Origin of the sequence: Rhizobium sp. Leaf341, assembly GCF_001424325.1 — a bacterium.
Classification (GTDB): domain Bacteria; phylum Pseudomonadota; class Alphaproteobacteria; order Rhizobiales; family Rhizobiaceae; genus Ferranicluibacter.
This window is the reverse complement of sequence record NZ_LMPE01000013.1, coordinates 14,835-33,044: the sequence shown is the minus strand read 5'-3', so window position 1 is coordinate 33,044 and position 18,210 is coordinate 14,835. Positions and strand designations below refer to the sequence as shown.

Below are 18,210 nucleotides of genomic sequence, written 5' to 3'. Positions count from 1 at the left end.
CGGCGCACACGCTGCCGACGCCATCGTCGCTGCTGAACCGGAAGCAATGGAATACGTCCGCGTTTGCGACGCTTTCGGCACGGGCTACTTTTACATCCCCGGCACGGAAACCTGCCTCAAGATCGGTGGTTACGTTCGTACCCAGCTCGAAATCAACGATGACGGCTTCGGCATCCGCAACAACGGCGACGTAAACGCTTACAGCCGCGGTTACCTGACGATCGAAGCGAAGAACGACACCGAATTCGGCGCTCTGTCTTCCTACATCAACATCCAGGCTGACGCTGACGGCGACACCTTCCTCGACGGCGCATGGATCAACATCGCTGGCTTCGACGTCGGTTACTTCTACAGCTGGTGGGACGACGGCCTGTCTGGCGAAACCGACTCGCTCGACTCTTCGTTCGGCGCTCTGCAGAACTCGGCTCGTTACACCTACGACGGCGGTTCTTTCCTCGCTGGCGTTTCGGTTGAAGAAATCGAAGGCGGTTCCTACCCGACCAACAACGACCCGAACGACAGCCTCGGCGTTTCCGGCAAGCTCGGCGCAACGATCGCTGGCTTCAACATCTACGGCCTCGCTTCCTACGACTTCGACGCTGAAGAAGCTGCTTTCCGCATCCTCGCAACGGCTGAACTCGGCCCGGGCACGCTCGGCATCGCTGGCGAATACGCCACCGACCCGAACTACTACTACGACCGTTCGGAATGGACCGTTGCTGCTGAATACGCAATCAAGGCAACCGAGAAGTTCACGATCACCCCGGCCGCTCAGTACTTCGGTAACGTTCGCGTAGGCAACGAGTTCTCGAACGAAGATGCATGGCGCGTTGGTGTAACCGCTGGCTACCAGATCACGACTGGCCTGCGCACGCTCGCAACCGTCAACTACACGGACAGCGACGAATCGCTCCCGGGCGACCAGAAGGACTGGACGGGCTTCCTCCGTCTGCAGCGCGACTTCTAATATCACTTGACCTCACGGTCATTGATGGAAAACCCGGCAGCGATGCCGGGTTTTTTCGTTTTCGAACCACGCCTATTGATCGGGCCACCGTCTCGCCGTCCCGGCGCGTGTCTCGGCTCCGTCGCTTCTTGATGCATGCCGCCCGAAACTGTGCAGCGGTTTCGGGAAACGCCATGCATCACAACAAGACCTTGAAGCGCGTTGCGTGAGCCCCTTTTTCACGCAACGCGCTTTAGTCGAGCGTCGCGAGGAAGGCCTTGATCGGCCCGATGACGTCGGGAAGATGGAGGAGGGGAGCGTGGCCCTGGCCCGCAACCGTCAGCGCGTGCAGTGCCGGATGTCTCCGGCCCATGGCCGCGACCGTCTCTCCAGACAACAACGTCGAGGTCTCGCCCCGGATCACCATCAGCGGACGATCCCGCAGCCGGTCGAAAAGCGGCCAGAGATCGGCAAGCCGCGTTTCAGCCGAGAGCTCGAGAAGCGGAGCGACCAGCGCAGGGTCGAAATCCGGTCGGATCACGCCGTCTGCCTCACGAAAGAGACTCCGCGCCATCTCGTCCCAGTCCGAGGGTTGAAGGGCCGGAAAGGCGGGTCCGTGCAACATCTTCAGCGCCGTGGCCGCGGCACGCCATGAGGGATAGCGGCCTTCCGCATTCAGATAGCGGGCGATCGCCAGCAATCCGTCGATCTCGATGACCGGGCCGATGTCGTTGAGGATGTTGGCGCGAGAGAGATCCAGCGCCATGCCGGGCAGGAGATGCAGGATCAGGCCGCCCCGCGATGTGCCGACGAAGATCGCCGCGTCGATATCGAGGGCGCTGCAGACCTCGAGAACATCGCCGGCCTCGACCGCAAGCTGGTAACGGCTCGGGTCCGGATCCCAGGCGGACCGGCCACGACCGCGATAGTCGATGCACACGATACGACGCGGCTTTACCGGATCGCTCGAGACCGCCTTGGCAAAGCCGTGAAAATCGCGCGAATTTCGGCTGAGGCCGGGGAGACAGATGACCGGGAGGAGGGCGCTGTCCCGGGCATGACCCGCGGCGGCCGGATACTCGGCTGCAAAAATCGTCAACCCGTCCCGGACCCGGATGACATGCTCGATGATTCCGGTCTTGTCCCTGAGCCTGTCCAACAGCCTGTCCTCCGCCCGACGACGCGCAGTCGCGCGTCTCTTCTTATAGCGGTGTGAGGGGACGATGGCGAGGCGGGGGAGAAAGCGGACGGACGACGAACACGCCTCGAAGGAAGGATCAGGAGGACTGGCGACCCATTCTCAGATCCTCGACGATATCGGCCTCCTGTCCGAGCCGAGATTTATAGACCTGATAGTTTTCCATCACCCGCTGCACGTAGTTGCGGGTTTCCGCGAAGGGAATCCGCTCGATCCAGTCCACGACCTCGTCGATGGATTTGCCGCGTGGATCGCCATAGCGGCCGATCCACTCCGGCACGCGACGCGGGCCGGCATTGTAGGCGATGAAGGTCAGGATATAGGAGCCGCCGAAATCGTTGATTTGTTCGCCGAGATAATGTGCCCCAAGGGTCGCATTGTATCCGGCATCCGTCGTCAGCCGTTCCTTGGAATAGGGAATGCCGTGACGGCTCGCGACGAGCTTCGCCGTCGTCGGCAGGATCTGGAGCAGCCCACGGGCGTTGGCCGGGGAGACGGCGGCGGGGTTGAAGGCACTTTCCTGACGCGCGATGGCATAGGCAAGGGCCTTGCCGGAGCCGGAAATATTGGCTGTGCCGGGGATGACGCCCAGCGGAAAGGCCAACGCCGCGACATCGACGCCGCGACCGAAGGCGAGTTTGCCGACCTGCAGCGCAAGACTGTGCGTGCGCGTCTTTTCCGCGCGGGCCGACAGGATGGCAAGTTCGCCCGGACTGGTCAGATTGTCGGCCAGCGCCAGATAGAGCCCGTCTGCCCGCCACCCGTGACCGGCGGCTTCCAGCCGGGCGATGGCGCGCACAGCTTCGCGGCTCTCGAACCGCGTTCGGTCGTCGGCCGTCGGGCTCGGATAGGTCACATTGAGCGTCTTGCGCCCGAGCTTCGCGCCGGCAAGCTGCCCGTAGAACGTGCCCGAAAGGGCTGCCGCCTTGGCATAATAGGTTTTCGCCTGGCCGGGTCCGCCCTTTTCAGCGGCACGGCCGAGCCAGTAGTAGGCCCGCGAAACCGAAATCGGACGGTTGGAGGCTTTCAGGATGCGCTGGAAATGGGCGGCCGCCGTTTGTCCGTCCTGAAGGCCGCGCAAAGCGTACCAGCCGGCGTGGAACTCCGCGTCCACGACATCGGCGGCATCCGTGGCGACATGCGCGGCGGCGACCCGGTAGGCACCACGAAAATCGCCCGAATCGGCAAGGCCGCGGCTGATGATGCGCTGCTCGACCCACCATTCTCCGCTGTCGACGAGACGGTCCGGGTCTTTCGGCAATTGCAGCAGAAGCTTTGCGGCTGCGTCGTATTTTTCCTGTTTGCGCAGTTGTTCGATCCGCACGAACAGAAAAGCCGGATCGCCGCGCCAGGACGGATCGACGGCCGCGATCAGAGCATCGGCATTCGCGGCCTTCTTCGACGTGGCGAGCCAGGCTCGATACAGTGACTGCGCCTTGCCGAGATCGCTGAAGCGCGTCGCCTGCTCGAAGCGCCCGCGATAGAGCAGCATTTCCATGCGGCGCTTGTGGTCGGCCGTGGTCAGCAGCGTCGGAAACTCCGCAAGAACCTTCGTCTCGGTGGCGGCATCCAGCGCTTTCGTTGCCCAGAGCGCGCGTATCAGGCCCGCCGCCTGACGCGGATCGCCCTTGGCCACCAGCGCCCGTGCGAGGATGAGAGACCCTTCCCACGTCTCCGGAGGGGTGTTGCCGAAGGCCGCGAGCACGTCCCTGAAGGGCGGATTTTCCCGGTAGAGGGCCCGTTCCGAGCTCGCCCTGAGCCCGCCGAGGCCGGGCCAGCCCTTCAGTTCCTGCTGGGCCCGCGCGATCTCGTAGGAGGGGATGCCCTTCTGTGTCGATTGTGCGATCGCCCAGGTGAGAATGTGTCGGTCGAGCGTCTCGTCCCCCATGGCGTCGCGCACGGCGATGGCACGAACGGGATCACGGTTCGTCAGTGCGTCGAGACCGGTCTTGAGAGCCTCGACGGAGGCGGGAACGACGCTGCGCGGAATGGCGCCGGTGATGCCCCCGTCGGTCATGCCCCCATTCATGCCGGTAAAGGCGGCAGGCGCACGCGGAACCGGCACGAACGCCTCTGCAGCGGACGCAACCGAGGTGGGCCGCGACAGGGGAAGGGGCACGCCTGCGGTTTCCGCCAGCGCACCGAGCGGAATGACCAGCGTGCCGAGGCCAAGCGCGGAAACGCTCAGGGCGGCGACCAGAGTTCGAGGGATGGCACCACGCATGAAAACTTTCCCGCCCATGATCGACCGTACGCCGCTTTGCAATCCTACCTCATTTGGCAATCGAGATGCTAATGAAAGGTTAAGCCGGCCCCCGATCCCGCGTTCGCCCGGAAACGTGATCGCGAAAGACCTGAACATATCGGCGCTAACCGCTTGAACCCCCGGCCGTCTCATCCATTTCCGTCTCTCCTGCGCCGTCAGTCAATGCTTGCCGCCGGAGGTCGGGACGATTAAGGTGCCGGCGATTTTCTAACCGTGAAATGCGGCCGAAGCATGGGTTTCCGATGCCCGCGCGCCGTCAGGAGTCGTGCATGTTCAAGGGGTCCATTCCCGCTCTCGTCACCCCGTTCACACCGACGGGCTCCGTGGATGAAGACGCATTCGTCGATCACGTCCAGTGGGTGATTTCCGAGGGCAGCCATGGTGTCGTTCCCGTGGGGACGACGGGCGAGTCCCCCACGCTCTCGCACGCCGAGCACAAACGCGTCGTCGAACTCTGCATCGAGGCCACCGGTCGCCGCGTCCCCGTGATCGCCGGTGCGGGGTCGAACAACACCCGCGAAGCCATCGAGCTTGCGCAGCATGCGGAGAAGGCCGGCGCCGACGGTATCCTCGTTGTCACACCTTATTATAACAAGCCGACGCAGAAAGGGCTTTTTGCCCATTTCTCCGCGATCGCCGAGGCTGTCCGGCTCCCGATCGTGATCTACAATATTCCCGGCCGCTCCGTCATCGACATGACTCCGGAGACGATGGGCGCCCTGCGCAAGGCGCATCCGTCGATCGTCGGCGTCAAGGATGCGACGGGCAAGATCGAACGCGTGTCCGAGCAGCGCATCACCTGCGGCGCGGATTTCGTGCAGCTGTCCGGCGAGGATGCGACGGCGCTCGGCTTCAATGCGCATGGTGGCGTCGGCTGCATCTCGGTCACCGCCAATGTGGCGCCGCGCCTGAGCGCCGCCTTCCAGAATGCGACCCGTGCCGGCGATTTTGCCAAGGCACTCGACTACCAGGACCAGCTGATGCCCCTGCACAAGGCGATTTTCATGGAGCCCGGCGTCTGCGGTTCGAAATTTGCCCTTCACCGGCTTCGCGGCATGAGCCGTCAGGTCCGTTCCCCGCTCATGTCGTCGCTTGAGCCGGCCACCGAGAGCGCGATCGACGCGGCGCTTGTCCATGCAGGGCTGTTGAACTGATGGCCCCGAAGGGCAGCGAGCGCACCGTTCGCAAGATCGTCGCCGAAAACCGCAAGGCGCGCTACAATTACGAGATCCTCGACACGTACGAGGCGGGCCTCGTGCTGACCGGAACCGAGGTCAAGTCGCTGCGCGAGGGAAAGGCCAACATCGCCGAGTCCTATGCGACCGACGAGGGCGGCGAGATGTGGCTGATCAATTCCTATCTGCCGGAATACCTCCAGGCCAACCGCTTCAACCACGAGCCGCGCCGGCGCCGCAAGCTTCTCCTGTCGAAGCGGGAGGTCAACCGGCTGCAGGGCGCCGTCAACCGTGAAGGCATGTCGCTGATCCCGTTGAAGATCTATTTCAACGATCAGGGGCGGGCCAAGCTGGAGCTGGCACTCGGCAAGGGCAAGAAGCTGCACGATAAGCGGGAAAGCGAAAAAGAGCGCGACTGGAACCGCCAGAAGAGCCGCCTGCTGAAGGACGGCTGACACGGCGACATCCTCGCCCCGTCATGCGCCTTGCCTTTGACGGGTGCCTCGTTCGGCGCGGCGGGCCCCCGGCGGGGAGCCTACCGCGCCGATCCGCGTTTCAGGCGCCGCCGATATCGTCCTGATGGACGGGCTCGACATGCCGCGACGGCCGTTCCGAGGGGTCGCGCCCGATTTCCGCCTTGAGGCTGAGGAGGTCGATGAAGTGATCCGACTGCCGACGCAGGTCGTCGGCGATCATCGGCGGCTGGGTCGACATGGTCGACACCACCGAGACCTTTCGGCCCTTGCGCTGCAGTGCCTCCACCAGTGTGGTAAAATCCCCGTCACCCGAGAAGATCACGAGGTGATCCACCGTTTCCGACTGCTCCATGGCATCGATCGCAAGCTCGATGTCCATATTGCCCTTGATTTTCCGGCGGCCGAGCGAATCGGTAAATTCCTTGGCGGGCTTCGTCACGACCTTGTAGCCGTTGTAGTCCAGCCAATCGATCAGCGGGCGGATGGAGGAGTATTCCTGATCCTCGATCAGGGCCGTATAATAATAGGCGCGGAGAAGGTAGCCACGCTTCTGGAAAGCTTTCAAAAGCTTACGATAATCAATGTCGAAGCCGAGGCTTTTCGAGGCGGCGTAGAGGTTCGCACCGTCGATAAAGAGAGCAATTTTTTCACGCGGATCGAACATTGGCATTCCTTCAAACCGGCGAGGTTCGCACCGTCTTCCATGTTCATTCACGAACGCGGAACAAGTGCATGCCGGAGCATCATGATCATTGTCCTTATCTCACGACCGATCGAGAGAAAAGTTCGGTACAGAACAAATGTCGTTCGAGCACAGTTTTTCGACACCCACTAGTCTCGATGCGCAGCCTGCGCATCAACATGTTAAACGAACTCTCAAACGTCCCCGCAACTGTCTTTCTTTCATACAAACCTAAAGTTGTTGGGTTGTATCCGCAATCTCGGTGATACACGGGGAAAACAATACTACCGCTCGGCCGGAGGCTTTATCGCGCCGCGCATCATGAAAAACTTGAATTTTCGCCCCAATGGATGTATCCGGCAACCAATCCGTTCCCGAGAGGCGGAAAGCCGCTCGTGCGCTTGGTCGCTCTCATCGTCAATATCTGCGCAGGCAGGGCTGTTTCTGGCCGCGTCCGGCGCTTGAACCATCGAAGGATACGCAATGGCCCGCGTTACGGTCGAAGATTGCATCGACAAGGTCGATAACCGTTTTGAGCTGGTGCTGCTCGCCAGCCACCGCGCCCGCCTGATCTCCCAGGGTGCAGCGATCACGATCGATCGCGACAACGACAAGAACCCGGTTGTCGCGCTGCGCGAGATCGCCGACGAGACGTTGTCTCCCGGCGACCTCAAGGAAGACCTGATCCATTCGCTTCAGAAGCATGTCGAGGTCGACGAGCCCGAGGCCGATCCGGCATCGATCACCGGCGGCAGCGCGGCGTCCTTCTCCGACGCGTCGGATGACGATGACCAGCCGGAAGCCGTGACCTTCGACCGCATGACGGAAGAAGAGCTTCTCGCCGGCATCGAGGGCCTCGTTCCCCCGGAAAAGAGCGACGACTACTGATCGTCCCATTCTGGTCGTATTGTTCAGAAGCGCCGGCATCGTCCGGCGCTTTTTCGTTTTCGGGCGGTCGCGACAAGAAAGCACGATGATTTGCAGCAGCATCGATTCCCATGGTGGCAAATCTGCCGTAGCACTGTGTCATATCGTCAGAATCGTCCGGGTTTGCACCGGACGCGCTTTTCGTTGTCGCCACGTCATGATTTAAATGGAATCCCATTGAAGGAGTGACGCTGCAGATATACAGCCCCCGCGGAGCCGCACACGCATGATGCGCCAATATGAACTCGTGGAACGGGTTCAGAAATACAAGCCCGACGTCAACGAGGCACTGCTCAACAAGGCCTATGTCTATGCCATGCAGAAACATGGCCAGCAGAAGCGTGCGAGCGGCGATCCCTACATTTCGCATCCGCTGGAAGTCGCGGCTATCCTGACGGAAATGCATCTCGACGAGGCGACGATCGCCGTCGCGCTGCTGCACGATACCATCGAGGATACGACGGCGACGCGCGCCGAGATCGACGACCTCTTCGGAGAGGACATCGGCGCGCTGGTCGAGGGCCTGACCAAGATCAAGAAGCTCGATCTCGTCAGCCGCAAGGCCAAGCAGGCCGAAAACCTGCGCAAGCTCCTGCTGGCCATCTCCGACGATGTCCGCGTTCTTCTCGTCAAGCTGGCGGACCGACTGCACAACATGCGCACGCTCGACCACATGTCGGCGGAAAAGCGCGCCCGGATCTCCGAGGAAACGATGGAGATCTATGCGCCGCTCGCGGGCCGCATGGGCATGCACGACATGCGGGAGGAACTCGAGAACCTTTCCTTCCGCCACATCAACCCCGATGCCTTCGAAACGGTGACGCAGCGTCTCGACGAGCTGTCCGCGCGCAACGAGGGCCTGATCAAGAAGATCGAGGACGAGCTGGGCGACCTGCTGGCGGCCAAGGGGCTGACGGGCATCAGCGTCAAGGGGCGTCAGAAGAAGCCCTATTCCGTGTTTCGCAAGATGCAGTCGAAGTCGCTGTCTTTCGAACAGCTGTCCGACGTCTGGGGGTTCCGGGTGATCGTCGAGGACATCCCCGCCTGCTATCGTGCGCTCGGCATCGTCCACACGCGGTGGCGCGTCGTCCCGGGCCGGTTCAAGGACTACATCTCGACGCCGAAGCAGAACGACTATCAGTCGATCCACACCACCATCGTCGGGCCGTCGCGCCAGCGCATCGAGCTGCAGATCCGCACGCGCCGCATGCATGAAATCGCCGAATACGGCATTGCCGCCCATACGCTGTACAAGGATGGGGCCGAGGCCCAGGGCGACGTCAAGCTGTCGCCGACCTCCAATGCCTATTCCTGGCTCCGGCGGACGATCGAGGCGCTGGCGGAAGGCGACAATCCGGAAGAGTTCCTGGAGCATACCAAGCTCGAACTCTTCCAGGACCAGGTCTTCTGCTTTACGCCGAAAGGCCAGCTAATCGCTCTGCCGCGCGGCGCGACCCCCATCGATTTTGCCTATGCCGTCCACACCAATATCGGCGACACCTGCGTGGGGGCGAAGATCAACGGCCGGATCATGCCGCTGGTCACGCGGCTCGCCAATGGCGACGAGGTTGAAATCGTCCGTTCGGGCATTCAGGTTCCGCCGGCGGCCTGGGAGGAAATCGTCGTCACGGGCAAGGCCCGCGCCGCGATCCGGCGTGCAACCAAGGCCGCCATCCGCAAGCAGTATTCCGGGCTCGGCTTCCGCATCCTGGAGCGCACCTTCGAGCGCGCCGGCAAGCCGTTCTCGCGCGAGGCGATGAAGCCGATCCTGCATCGCCTCGGTCAGAAGGATATCGAGGATGCCATCGCTGCCGTCGGGCGGGGCGAGCTGTCCTCGCTCGACGTGCTGCGCGCCATGCATCCCGATCACCAGGACGAGCGCGTGACGCCGAAGCCGTCCACCGACGACGGCTGGTTCGCCATGCGCTCGGCGGCCGGCATGGCGTTCAAGATCCCGGGCCATTCCAAGAGCACCGCGACGCCCATCGATGCCGGGGGGCCGGAAGACCTGCCGATCCGCGGCCTTTCGGGCAATGCCTTCGTCCATTTCAGCGCATCCGGTGCCGTGCCCGGCGACCGCATCGTCGGCATCATGGAGAAAGACAAGGGGATCACCATCTACCCGATCCAGTCGCCGAGCCTGCAGCAGTTCGACGACGAGTCGGAGCGCTGGATCGATGTGCGCTGGGATCTGGATCAGGCCAATAACACCCGCTTCATGGTGCGCGTGCAGGTCAACGCGCTGAACGAGCCGGGAACGCTTGCCGACATTGCACAATCCCTGGCGACCGGCGATATCAACATCCGTGCGATCACCATGGGCCCGATCGCCGCCGATTTCAGCGAGCTGCTGCTCGACATCGAGGTCTGGGATCTGCGCCAGCTGAACCACATGCTGACCCAGCTGAAGGAACTGCCGGTCGTTTCGACGGTGAAGCGGGTTTTCCTGTAGGCAGGGGCGCCCGCAAGCGAGGCTCCGGCAGGTGGCGATATGCGTGTCCCGCATGGCTGCCCGCCGAAGCCAACGCTGGTGGACAGTGCTGGAAACCCCTATGTTCTGCCTCGGGAGGTAAACGAAGAAAGGTTTACCAAAATGTTTAAGCAGATCAAGAAGCTTACTGGCGCCCTGCGCCCTCTGTCGGCAAGCGAACGCGAACTGAGCTACCTCAATGGCTCGTCTGACCGGATCGACCTCGAATATCGCCAGCGTCAGATCGACCGCGGCCTCTTCCGCAACGGCTTCTGAGCCTGCCTCGAAAGAGGCATATGAAAACGGAAGCCTTGCGCGTGGTGCAAGGCTGGCTTGCGCGACACGTGTCTGTGTCGCGGCCGTTGACGCTGACGTTTCCTTCCCGCCGGAACGCGCCATGATGGCACACGGCAGGGAGCGCTTGTCGGATCTCGGCACATGATGGGTCGGTTTCGACGAGCATGATCTTCGCCCGAGGGATCGCGGGTGATCGCTGCGCGATGCGGCTCATTGCGGGCCCGCGTTCAGCCGTGATCGCCGGGAGCATGAATGCTCCGCCCACGCAGTTCGCCATAGCGCGCGGGCGGCCGATCCGGTTCGATTGCGCGAACGAAGGCCGTCCGGCCTTCGCCTTTGCGTCCGGATGCGACAGCCAAATGCAACAGAATGCCCGCGCAGGCATCAGATTGCCATTGTACGGCCACACGGCCGTCGTCTATCACGGCATCATGATTTTCAGACGTCGTCAGCCCGCAACTTTATCGACCCGGCTTCGCGAGCTCGTATGGCCGCGCAAAGGGTTCACGCGCGGGCTGCGCTATCTCACCCTGCGCATCCTGCGCCTGTCGTCGTCTCCCCATTCCATCGCCGTAGGCGTTGCCGCAGGGGCTGCGTCCTCCGCGACGCCCTTTGTCGGCCTCCACATCCTGATCGCGGTCGCCGCTGCCTATCTCTTTTCCGGCAATCTTATCGCCGCCGGGATTGCGACCGCGCTGGCCAACCCGCTGACCATCCCGATCATTCTCGCGACCAGCTACGAGATCGGCACCGCCATTCTTGGGGCGGGAAGCCCCGTTCCGCTGGGGGGAGACGACATGCTGCATATGCTGACGCATCTCCGGTTTTCCGAACTCTGGGGGCCGGTGCTGAAGCCGCTGCTGGTCGGCAGCCTGCCGCTGGTCGTCGGCAGTGCGGTGGTTTTCTACATCGGCGCCTATGCCGCAGCCCGACTGTTCCAGTCGCGGCGCGTCTCGCGTCTCGCCGGCCGGCTCAAAGAGACGCAGGCGTCCTAAACCTTACTCGCTCCAACCCCTCAGGTTTCCATGATCATCGGCCTCGGCAGCGACCTCATCGACATCCGGCGTATCGACAACTCGCTCAGCCGGTTCGGCGAGCGCTTCATCCAGCGCTGTTTCACCGATGTCGAGATCGCGAAGTCCGAGGGCCGCAAGAACCGGTCGGCGTCCTATGCCAAGCGCTTCGCCGCCAAGGAGGCCTGTTCCAAGGCGCTGGGAACCGGGATCGGGCAGGGGGTGCTCTGGAAGGACATGGGCGTCGTCAACTTGCCCGGCGGCAAGCCGACCATGGTGCTGACCGGGGGCGCCGCCGCGCGCCTCGCGAGCATGCTGCCGCACGGCCACCGGGCCGTCATCCATCTCACGATCACCGACGACGATCCGCTGGCGCAGGCCTTCGTCATAATAGAAGCGCTGCCCGTTGCTCCGGAAGACGTTAGCGGCTAGAGGATGGCACAGTCGAGGTCCGGCTGTGCCTGACGCTGCGCACTTTTGCGAGGGCGCCTGAGCCATATAGCGCACTCTTACGGACCCCTTCAGACCAACGGCATTCGGACGACACAAGCGCCGGTCAGCGGCAAACAAGGATGGACGGGCGTGGAAGAAAAAATCGCAAAGAAGGACAGCGGTCTCTGGGAGAATGTGAAGGTCATCATCCAGGCCCTGCTTCTGGCCCTCGTGATCCGGACCGTGCTGTTCCAGCCCTTCACCATCCCCTCGGGTTCGATGATGCCGACGCTGCTCGTCGGTGACTACATCTTCGTCAACAAGTTCGCCTACGGCTATTCGAAATACTCGCTGCCGCGCTCGCCGGACCTGTTCAGCGGCCGCATCTTCGGCAGCGACCCCAAGCGCGGCGACATCGCCGTCTTCCGTTTTCCGCCCAATCCCGAGATCGACTATATCAAGCGGGTCATCGGCCTGCCGGGCGACCGGATTCAGGTGCGCAACTCCATCCTCTACGTCAACGACACGGAAGTCGCCCGCAAGCCCGCCGGTGTTTTCCGGGCCGACGACCAGTACGACACCGGCGCCGACGTGCCGGTCTACCGGGAAACCCTCGACAACGGCGTCAGCTTCGACACGCTGGACCAGTTCCCGGATACGCGGGGCGACAACACCCGCGAGTTCGTGGTGCCGGAGGGTCATTATTTCATGATGGGCGATAACCGCGACAATTCCGCCGACAGCCGCTTCGACGTCGGCTACGTGCCGGCGGAAAATCTTGTCGGCCGCGCCAGCCTCATCTTCTTCTCGCTCGGTCACGACACCTCCTTCCTCGAAATCTGGAAATGGCCGGCAAATCTGCGCTACGACCGCCTGTTCAAGGTTCTGAAGTAATGAAACCGCGCGATCTCGGACCCCAGGAGCGCGAGCGCCTGGAGGACGTGCTCGGCTATGTCTTTAACGACAAGGTCAGGCTCGACCGGGCGCTCACGCATTCGAGCGCGCGCAATTCCGGTGGATCCGACTATGAGCGGCTGGAGTTCCTCGGGGACCGAGTGCTCGGCCTCTGTGTTGCGGAACTCCTGTTCCAGACCTTCAAATCGGCGAACGAAGGCGAACTGTCCGTCCGGCTGAACCAGCTCGTCAGTGCCGAAAGCTGTGCGGCGATTTCGGACGAGATCGAGCTCCATCGCTTCATTCGCGCCGGCGCCGATGTGAAGAAACTGTCCGGCAAGCATGTGCTGAACATTCGCGCCGACGTGATCGAGGCCCTGATCGCGGCGATCTATCTCGATGGCGGGCTGGAAGCCGCGCGCGGCTTCGTGCTCCGGCACTGGAAGGCGCGGGCCACGCGTGCGGACGGCGCCCGCCGGGATGCCAAGACCGAGCTGCAGGAGTGGTCGCATGCCAAGTTCGGCGTCGCACCGCAGTATCGCGTGGACGACCGTTCCGGTCCCGATCACGATCCGCGCTTCACGGTGACGGTGATCATCCCAGGCGTTGCGCCCGAGACAGGCATCGACCGTTCCAAGCGCGCCGCCGAACAGACCGCCGCAACCCGCATTCTCGAGCGGGAAGGGGTCTGGGTCACTTCGGGTGCCTGATCCCGGAGCCTGACCTTCGGCGCCTGATGTCCGGCGTCGGATCGCGCAGGATGCCAACCTTTTCCAAGCCTCTGGTCGCGGAAGCGATTGCGGTTCATACTCACGCCGACAGACATGCCGGCCCTTAACGAATTGACGGATATGATGACCGAAGATCACACGGATCCTGCCGACACGACGCAGAACGCTGCTACTGACATCGACGGCGTGACGGACGCTGACAGCCGTCCCACGCATTCCGGCTTCGTCGCCATGATCGGCGCCACCAATGCCGGCAAGTCGACGCTGGTCAACCGACTGGTCGGGGCCAAGGTTTCGATCGTCAGCCACAAGGTGCAGACGACACGCGCCATCGTGCGCGGCATCGCGATCCACGACCGCGCCCAGATCGTGTTCATGGACACGCCGGGCATCTTCAAGCCGCGCCGTCGGCTCGACCGCGCCATGGTCACGACCGCCTGGGGCGGCGCCAAGGATGCGGATTTCATCATGCTGCTGATCGACAGCGAACGCGGGCTCAAGGGCGATGCGCAGATGATTCTGGAGGGGCTGAAGGAAGTCCACCAGCCGAAGATCCTCGTGCTGAACAAGATCGACCAGGTGTCGCGTGAAGATTTGCTTCAGCTGGCATCCGCCGCCAATGAGGTCGTCTCGTTCGAGCGGACCTTCATGATCTCGGCCCTGACCGGCTCCGGCTGTGACGATGTCATGGACTATCTCGCAGACGCCCTGCCGGAAGGCCCGTGGTATTATCCGGAAGATCAGATCTCCGACCTGCCCATGCGCCAGCTCGCCGCCGAAATTACCCGCGAAAAGCTGTTCCTGCGCCTGCACCAGGAGCTTCCCTATTCCTCGCATGTGGAAACGGAGAGCTGGGAGGAAAAGAAGGACGGCTCGGTGCGGATCGAGCAGGTCATCTATGTCGAGCGCGACAGCCAGAAGAAGATCGCGCTTGGCCGAAACGGAGAAGCCATCAAGGCGATTTCCATGGCGTCCCGCAAGGAACTGTCCGGAATTCTCGACCAACCCGTCCATCTTTTCCTTTTCGTCAAGGTTCGGGAAAACTGGGGCGACGATCCCGAGCGTTTCCGCGAGATGGGCCTCGAATTCCCGCGCGGATAGGCATCGAAGTAATGGCGCCGACGTGACCTCGGCAGCGCCTGAGGCATGGGCGCTGCGGAGCGCCTCTAGCCACACGGTCGCTTCCCGGCGTCTTGGCGGCGCCGTCCGATCTCTCTATGGTCCGCGCGACTCGCAAACAGGAGATCGCACCGCATGTCGCAGCCCGCACAGACGACCCCGCGGACCGTTCCGCCGATCGCACTTCTGATCGCGCAGGAGATCAAGGCAACGCAGGCCCAGGTCGTCTCCGCGGTGGAGCTGCTGGATGGTGGCGCAACGGTGCCCTTCATCGCCCGCTACCGCAAGGAGGTCACAGGCGGCCTCGACGACACGCAGCTGCGCACGCTCGCCGAACGCCTGGTCTACCTGCGCGAGCTCGAAGCCCGCCGGAATTCGATCGTCGAGTCCATCCGCAGCCAGGACAAGCTGACCGACGATCTCGCGCGGAAGATCGCTGCCGTGACGACGAAGGCGGAGCTCGAGGATATTTATCTCCCCTACAAGCCGAAACGCCGCACCAAGGCGGAAATCGCGCGCGAGAGGGGGCTCGGTCCCCTGGCCGACGCCATCCTGCTGGATCGCCGCATCAAGCCGGCGGAGCGGGCTGCGTCGTTTCTTTCGCCCGACGTGCCCGATGTGAAGACGGCGCTCGATGGCGCGCGTGATATCGTTGCCGAGGGCATCGTCGAGAATGCGGACCTGCTCGGCAGACTGCGCGGCCACATGCGCGGCGGCGCATTTCTCCGGGCCAAGGTCGTGGCCGGCAAGGAAGCGGCGGGCGCGAAATTTTCCGACTATTTCGATCATACCGAGCGCTGGGCGACCGCGCCGGGTCACCGGGCGCTGGCCATGCTGCGCGGCTGGAACGAGGAGATCCTCTCGGTCGATATCGTCGTCGACGAGGCGGATCCGTCCCCGGTCAAGCCGGTCGAAAGCATCATCGCCGCGGCCTACCAGCTCGGCAGTCTGCCGGGCGACCAATGGCTGATGGAGGTCATCCGCTGGACCTGGCGTGTCAAGCTGTCGATGTCGCTGTCGCTCGACCTGATGCGCGAACTGCGCGAGCGGGCCGAAGAGGAGGCCATCCACGTCTTTGCGCGCAACCTGAAGGACCTCTTGCTGGCGGCGCCGGCCGGCTCCCGCGCGACGATGGGGCTCGACCCGGGCATCCGCACCGGCGTCAAGGTGGCCGTCGTCGACGGAACGGGCAAACTGCTCGAAACCGCGACCGTCTATCCGTTTCCGCCGAAGAACGACGTGCGTGGCGCTCAAGCGGAGATTGCCCGGCTGATCGCCCGGCACAAGGTAGAGCTGATCTCCATCGGCAACGGCACCGGCAGTCGCGAGACCGAGCGGCTGGTCGCCGACATGCTGGCAACGCTGCCTGGATCGAAACCGACCAAGGTCATCGTGTCCGAGGCAGGCGCTTCCATCTATTCTGCGTCGCAGGCGGCGGCCGACGAGTTTCCGAACCTCGACGTTTCCCTGCGCGGCGCCGTCTCGATCGCGCGGCGGCTGCAGGATCCGCTGGCCGAGCTCGTCAAGATCGAGCCGAAGTCGATCGGCGTCGGGCAATACCAGCACGATGTCGACCAAGGGCGTCTCAGCCGATCGCTGGATGCGGTGGTCGAGGATGCGGTGAACGCCGTCGGCGTTGATCTGAACACGGCCTCCGCGCCGCTTCTCGCACGCGTCTCGGGCCTCAGTCGCTCGACGGCCGAGGCGATCGTCGCCCATCGCGATGCGATCGGTCCTTTCAAGACGCGCAGCGAGCTGAAGACCGTACCGCGCCTCGGCGCCCGCACTTTCGAGCAATGCGCCGGGTTCCTGCGCATCCCCGGCGGCAAGGAGCCGCTCGATGCGTCGTCGGTGCATCCGGAGGCCTACGGCATCGCCAAGAAAATCATCTCCGCCTGCGGGCGCGACGTGCGCGCGGTGATGGGCGATTCGCAGCTTCTGAAGTCGCTCGATCCCAGGGCCTTCGTCGATGAGCGGTTCGGCCTGCCCACCATTCGCGACATCCTGTCGGAACTGGAGAAGCCCGGCCGCGACCCGCGTCCGAGCTTCAAGACCGCGACCTTTGCCGACGGCGTCGATGACATCAAGGATCTGAAACCCGGAATGCTCTTGGAAGGCACCGTGACGAACGTTGCCGCATTCGGCGCCTTTGTCGACATCGGCGTGCATCAGGATGGCCTGGTGCACGTCTCCCAACTTGCGGACCGCTTCGTCAAGGACCCCCACGAGGTGGTGAAGGCGGGCGACGTGGTGAAGGTGCGCGTGACGGAAGTGGACGTGCCGCGCAAGCGCATCGGCCTCACCATGCGCAAGGACGGCGGGGAAGCCTCCGGCCGGCCGGCATCCGCGCCAGGCCCGCGGGCCGAGCATCGCCCGATGAAGCCGGAGAAGCCGCAGGCGTCTGCAACCGGCGCCTTGGGCGAGGCGCTGCTGCGCGCCGCCAAGCGGACGTAAGCGCCCGCGGCACCGCGATCGTCGGGACGGGCACCTGGCGCACGCCATCTTGTCAGAAGACGACGATCGCTGCATACCAACGGCGAAGATCAACGGAGAGGCATGGCATGGCGGTACTTGTAACGGGCGGTGGCGGCTATATCGGCAGCCATATGGTCTGGGCTCTGCAGGAAGCGGGCGAGGACGTCGTCGTCATCGATCGTCTTTCCACCGGCTTCCGTTGGGCAATTGCCCCCGAAGCGCGCTTCTACGAAGGCGACATTGCCGACTCAGCTCTGCTGGCGCAGATCTTTTCGGACAATGATATCGATGCCGTGATCCATTTCGCCGGCTCCATCGTCGTCCCCGACAGTGTCAGCGATCCGCTCGGCTACTACGAAAACAACACGGTCAAGTCGCGCGCGCTCATCGAGAGTGTTGTGAAGGCCGGCATTCCGCATTTCGTGTTCTCCTCGACAGCGGCCGTCTACGGTACGCCCGACGTCCTGGAGCCTGTCACCGAAACCGTGCAGCTTCGTCCGGAATCGCCCTACGGCTCGTCCAAGCTGATGACGGAGATCATGCTGCGCGACGCTGCCGCCGCGCACGACCTGACCTACACGGTGCTGCGCTATTTCAACGTCGCCGGCGCCGATCCCAAGGGTCGCTCCGGTCAATCCTCCAAGACATCGACGCATCTGATCAAGATCGCCTGCGCCGTGGCGCTTGGCAAACGCGCATCCATGAGCGTTTTCGGTACGGATTATCCGACGCCGGACGGCACCTGCGTGCGGGATTACATTCACGTCTGGGATCTGGTCCAGGCCCATCTGAAGGCGCTGCAGCGGATGCGCGCCGGCGGCGGATCGCTGGTTGCCAATTGTGGCTACGGCCACGGATTCTCCGTTCTCGAGGTGCTCGACACCGTCAAGCGCGTCCACGGCGCGGATTTCTCGGTCGAGTTTGCCGGACGCCGGGCAGGGGATCCGGCCATGATCGTCGCCAATCCCGCTCTGGCGATGCAGGAACTTGGCTGGACGCCGCAATATGACGATCTCGACGTGATCGTGCGCGATGCACTCAACTGGGAGGATCGCCTGTCGCGCAGAAACGCGACCGAGTGACTTGTTGAACCGCCAACTTCGCGTTAG

The 18,210-nt window shown here is 63.2% G+C and carries 16 protein-coding genes; 13 read left to right on the top strand and 3 right to left on the bottom strand.

Annotated elements, in window-relative coordinates; translation table 11 throughout:
- Positions 1-967, top strand: a 967-nt coding sequence (locus ASG03_RS14200) for a porin (RefSeq protein WP_062694073.1), incomplete at its 5' end; no start/stop codon positions are given.
- 232 nt (positions 968-1,199) lie between these two features.
- On the opposite strand, the gene ASG03_RS14195 is transcribed toward ASG03_RS14200, so the two are convergent.
- Both ASG03_RS14195 and ASG03_RS14190 read right to left on the bottom strand, forming a co-directional pair.
- Positions 1,200-2,105, bottom strand: coding sequence for an alpha/beta fold hydrolase (locus tag ASG03_RS14195; protein WP_062694072.1), 906 nt, complete (start codon positions 2,103-2,105; stop codon positions 1,200-1,202).
- 118 nt (positions 2,106-2,223) lie between these two features.
- Positions 2,224-4,368 (bottom strand): lytic transglycosylase domain-containing protein, encoded by a 2,145-nt coding sequence (locus tag ASG03_RS14190; protein WP_062694071.1) that lies wholly within the window; start codon positions 4,366-4,368, stop codon positions 2,224-2,226.
- Between the two features lie 311 nt (positions 4,369-4,679).
- Between ASG03_RS14190 and dapA the strand changes: the two genes are divergently transcribed.
- Positions 4,680-5,564 carry a 4-hydroxy-tetrahydrodipicolinate synthase gene (gene dapA / locus ASG03_RS14185; protein WP_062694070.1) on the top strand — a complete coding sequence of 295 codons (885 nt, stop codon included), beginning with the start codon at positions 4,680-4,682 and terminating at the stop codon, positions 5,562-5,564.
- On the top strand, positions 5,564-6,040 hold the full coding sequence (gene smpB, locus ASG03_RS14180) for an SsrA-binding protein SmpB (protein ID WP_062469127.1): 477 nt from the start codon (positions 5,564-5,566) through the stop codon (positions 6,038-6,040). The genes dapA and smpB overlap by 1 nt, the downstream gene beginning before the upstream one ends.
- 100 nt (positions 6,041-6,140) lie before the next feature.
- Here the strand turns inward: smpB and ASG03_RS14175 are convergent, their stop codons facing one another.
- On the bottom strand, positions 6,141-6,725 hold the full coding sequence (locus ASG03_RS14175; RefSeq protein ID WP_062469124.1) for a LabA-like NYN domain-containing protein: 585 nt from the start codon (positions 6,723-6,725) through the stop codon (positions 6,141-6,143).
- Positions 6,726-7,226: 501 nt separating this feature from the next.
- Here ASG03_RS14175 and rpoZ point away from each other — a divergent pair.
- The 10 genes from rpoZ to galE all read left to right on the top strand — a co-directional run bounded on the left by rpoZ (position 7,227) and on the right by galE (position 18,183).
- Positions 7,227-7,631, top strand: coding sequence for a DNA-directed RNA polymerase subunit omega (rpoZ, locus tag ASG03_RS14170; protein ID WP_062469121.1), 405 nt, complete (start codon positions 7,227-7,229; stop codon positions 7,629-7,631).
- Positions 7,632-7,896: 265 nt separating this feature from the next.
- Positions 7,897-10,122, top strand: a complete 2,226-nt coding sequence (locus ASG03_RS14165; RefSeq protein WP_062469118.1) for a RelA/SpoT family protein — start codon at positions 7,897-7,899, stop codon at positions 10,120-10,122.
- Positions 10,123-10,263: 141 nt separating this feature from the next.
- On the top strand, positions 10,264-10,416 hold the full coding sequence (locus ASG03_RS21130; RefSeq protein ID WP_082475770.1) for a DUF3563 domain-containing protein: 153 nt from the start codon (positions 10,264-10,266) through the stop codon (positions 10,414-10,416).
- A gap of 380 nt (positions 10,417-10,796) precedes the next feature.
- Positions 10,797-11,432, top strand: a complete 636-nt coding sequence (locus ASG03_RS14160; RefSeq protein WP_062694081.1) for a DUF2062 domain-containing protein — start codon at positions 10,797-10,799, stop codon at positions 11,430-11,432.
- 30 nt (positions 11,433-11,462) lie between these two features.
- Entirely contained in the window at positions 11,463-11,882 is a 420-nt protein-coding gene (gene acpS, locus ASG03_RS14155) for a holo-ACP synthase (RefSeq protein ID WP_062469115.1), read from the top strand.
- A 150-nt stretch (positions 11,883-12,032) separates the two neighbouring features.
- Positions 12,033-12,776 carry a signal peptidase I gene (lepB, locus tag ASG03_RS14150; RefSeq protein ID WP_062694069.1) on the top strand — a complete coding sequence of 248 codons (744 nt, stop codon included), beginning with the start codon at positions 12,033-12,035 and terminating at the stop codon, positions 12,774-12,776.
- Positions 12,776-13,486 carry a ribonuclease III gene (gene rnc, locus ASG03_RS14145; protein ID WP_062469109.1) on the top strand — a complete coding sequence of 237 codons (711 nt, stop codon included), beginning with the start codon at positions 12,776-12,778 and terminating at the stop codon, positions 13,484-13,486. Before lepB ends, rnc begins: the two co-directional genes overlap by 1 nt.
- 144 nt (positions 13,487-13,630) lie before the next feature.
- Positions 13,631-14,608, top strand: coding sequence for a GTPase Era (gene era, locus ASG03_RS14140; RefSeq protein ID WP_062472021.1), 978 nt, complete (start codon positions 13,631-13,633; stop codon positions 14,606-14,608).
- Positions 14,609-14,761: 153 nt separating this feature from the next.
- Positions 14,762-17,080 (top strand): Tex family protein, encoded by a 2,319-nt coding sequence (locus ASG03_RS14135; protein WP_062694068.1) that lies wholly within the window; start codon positions 14,762-14,764, stop codon positions 17,078-17,080.
- A 107-nt stretch (positions 17,081-17,187) separates the two neighbouring features.
- Positions 17,188-18,183, top strand: coding sequence for a UDP-glucose 4-epimerase GalE (gene galE, locus ASG03_RS14130; protein ID WP_062469102.1), 996 nt, complete (start codon positions 17,188-17,190; stop codon positions 18,181-18,183).
- Positions 18,184-18,210 lie beyond the last annotated feature (27 nt).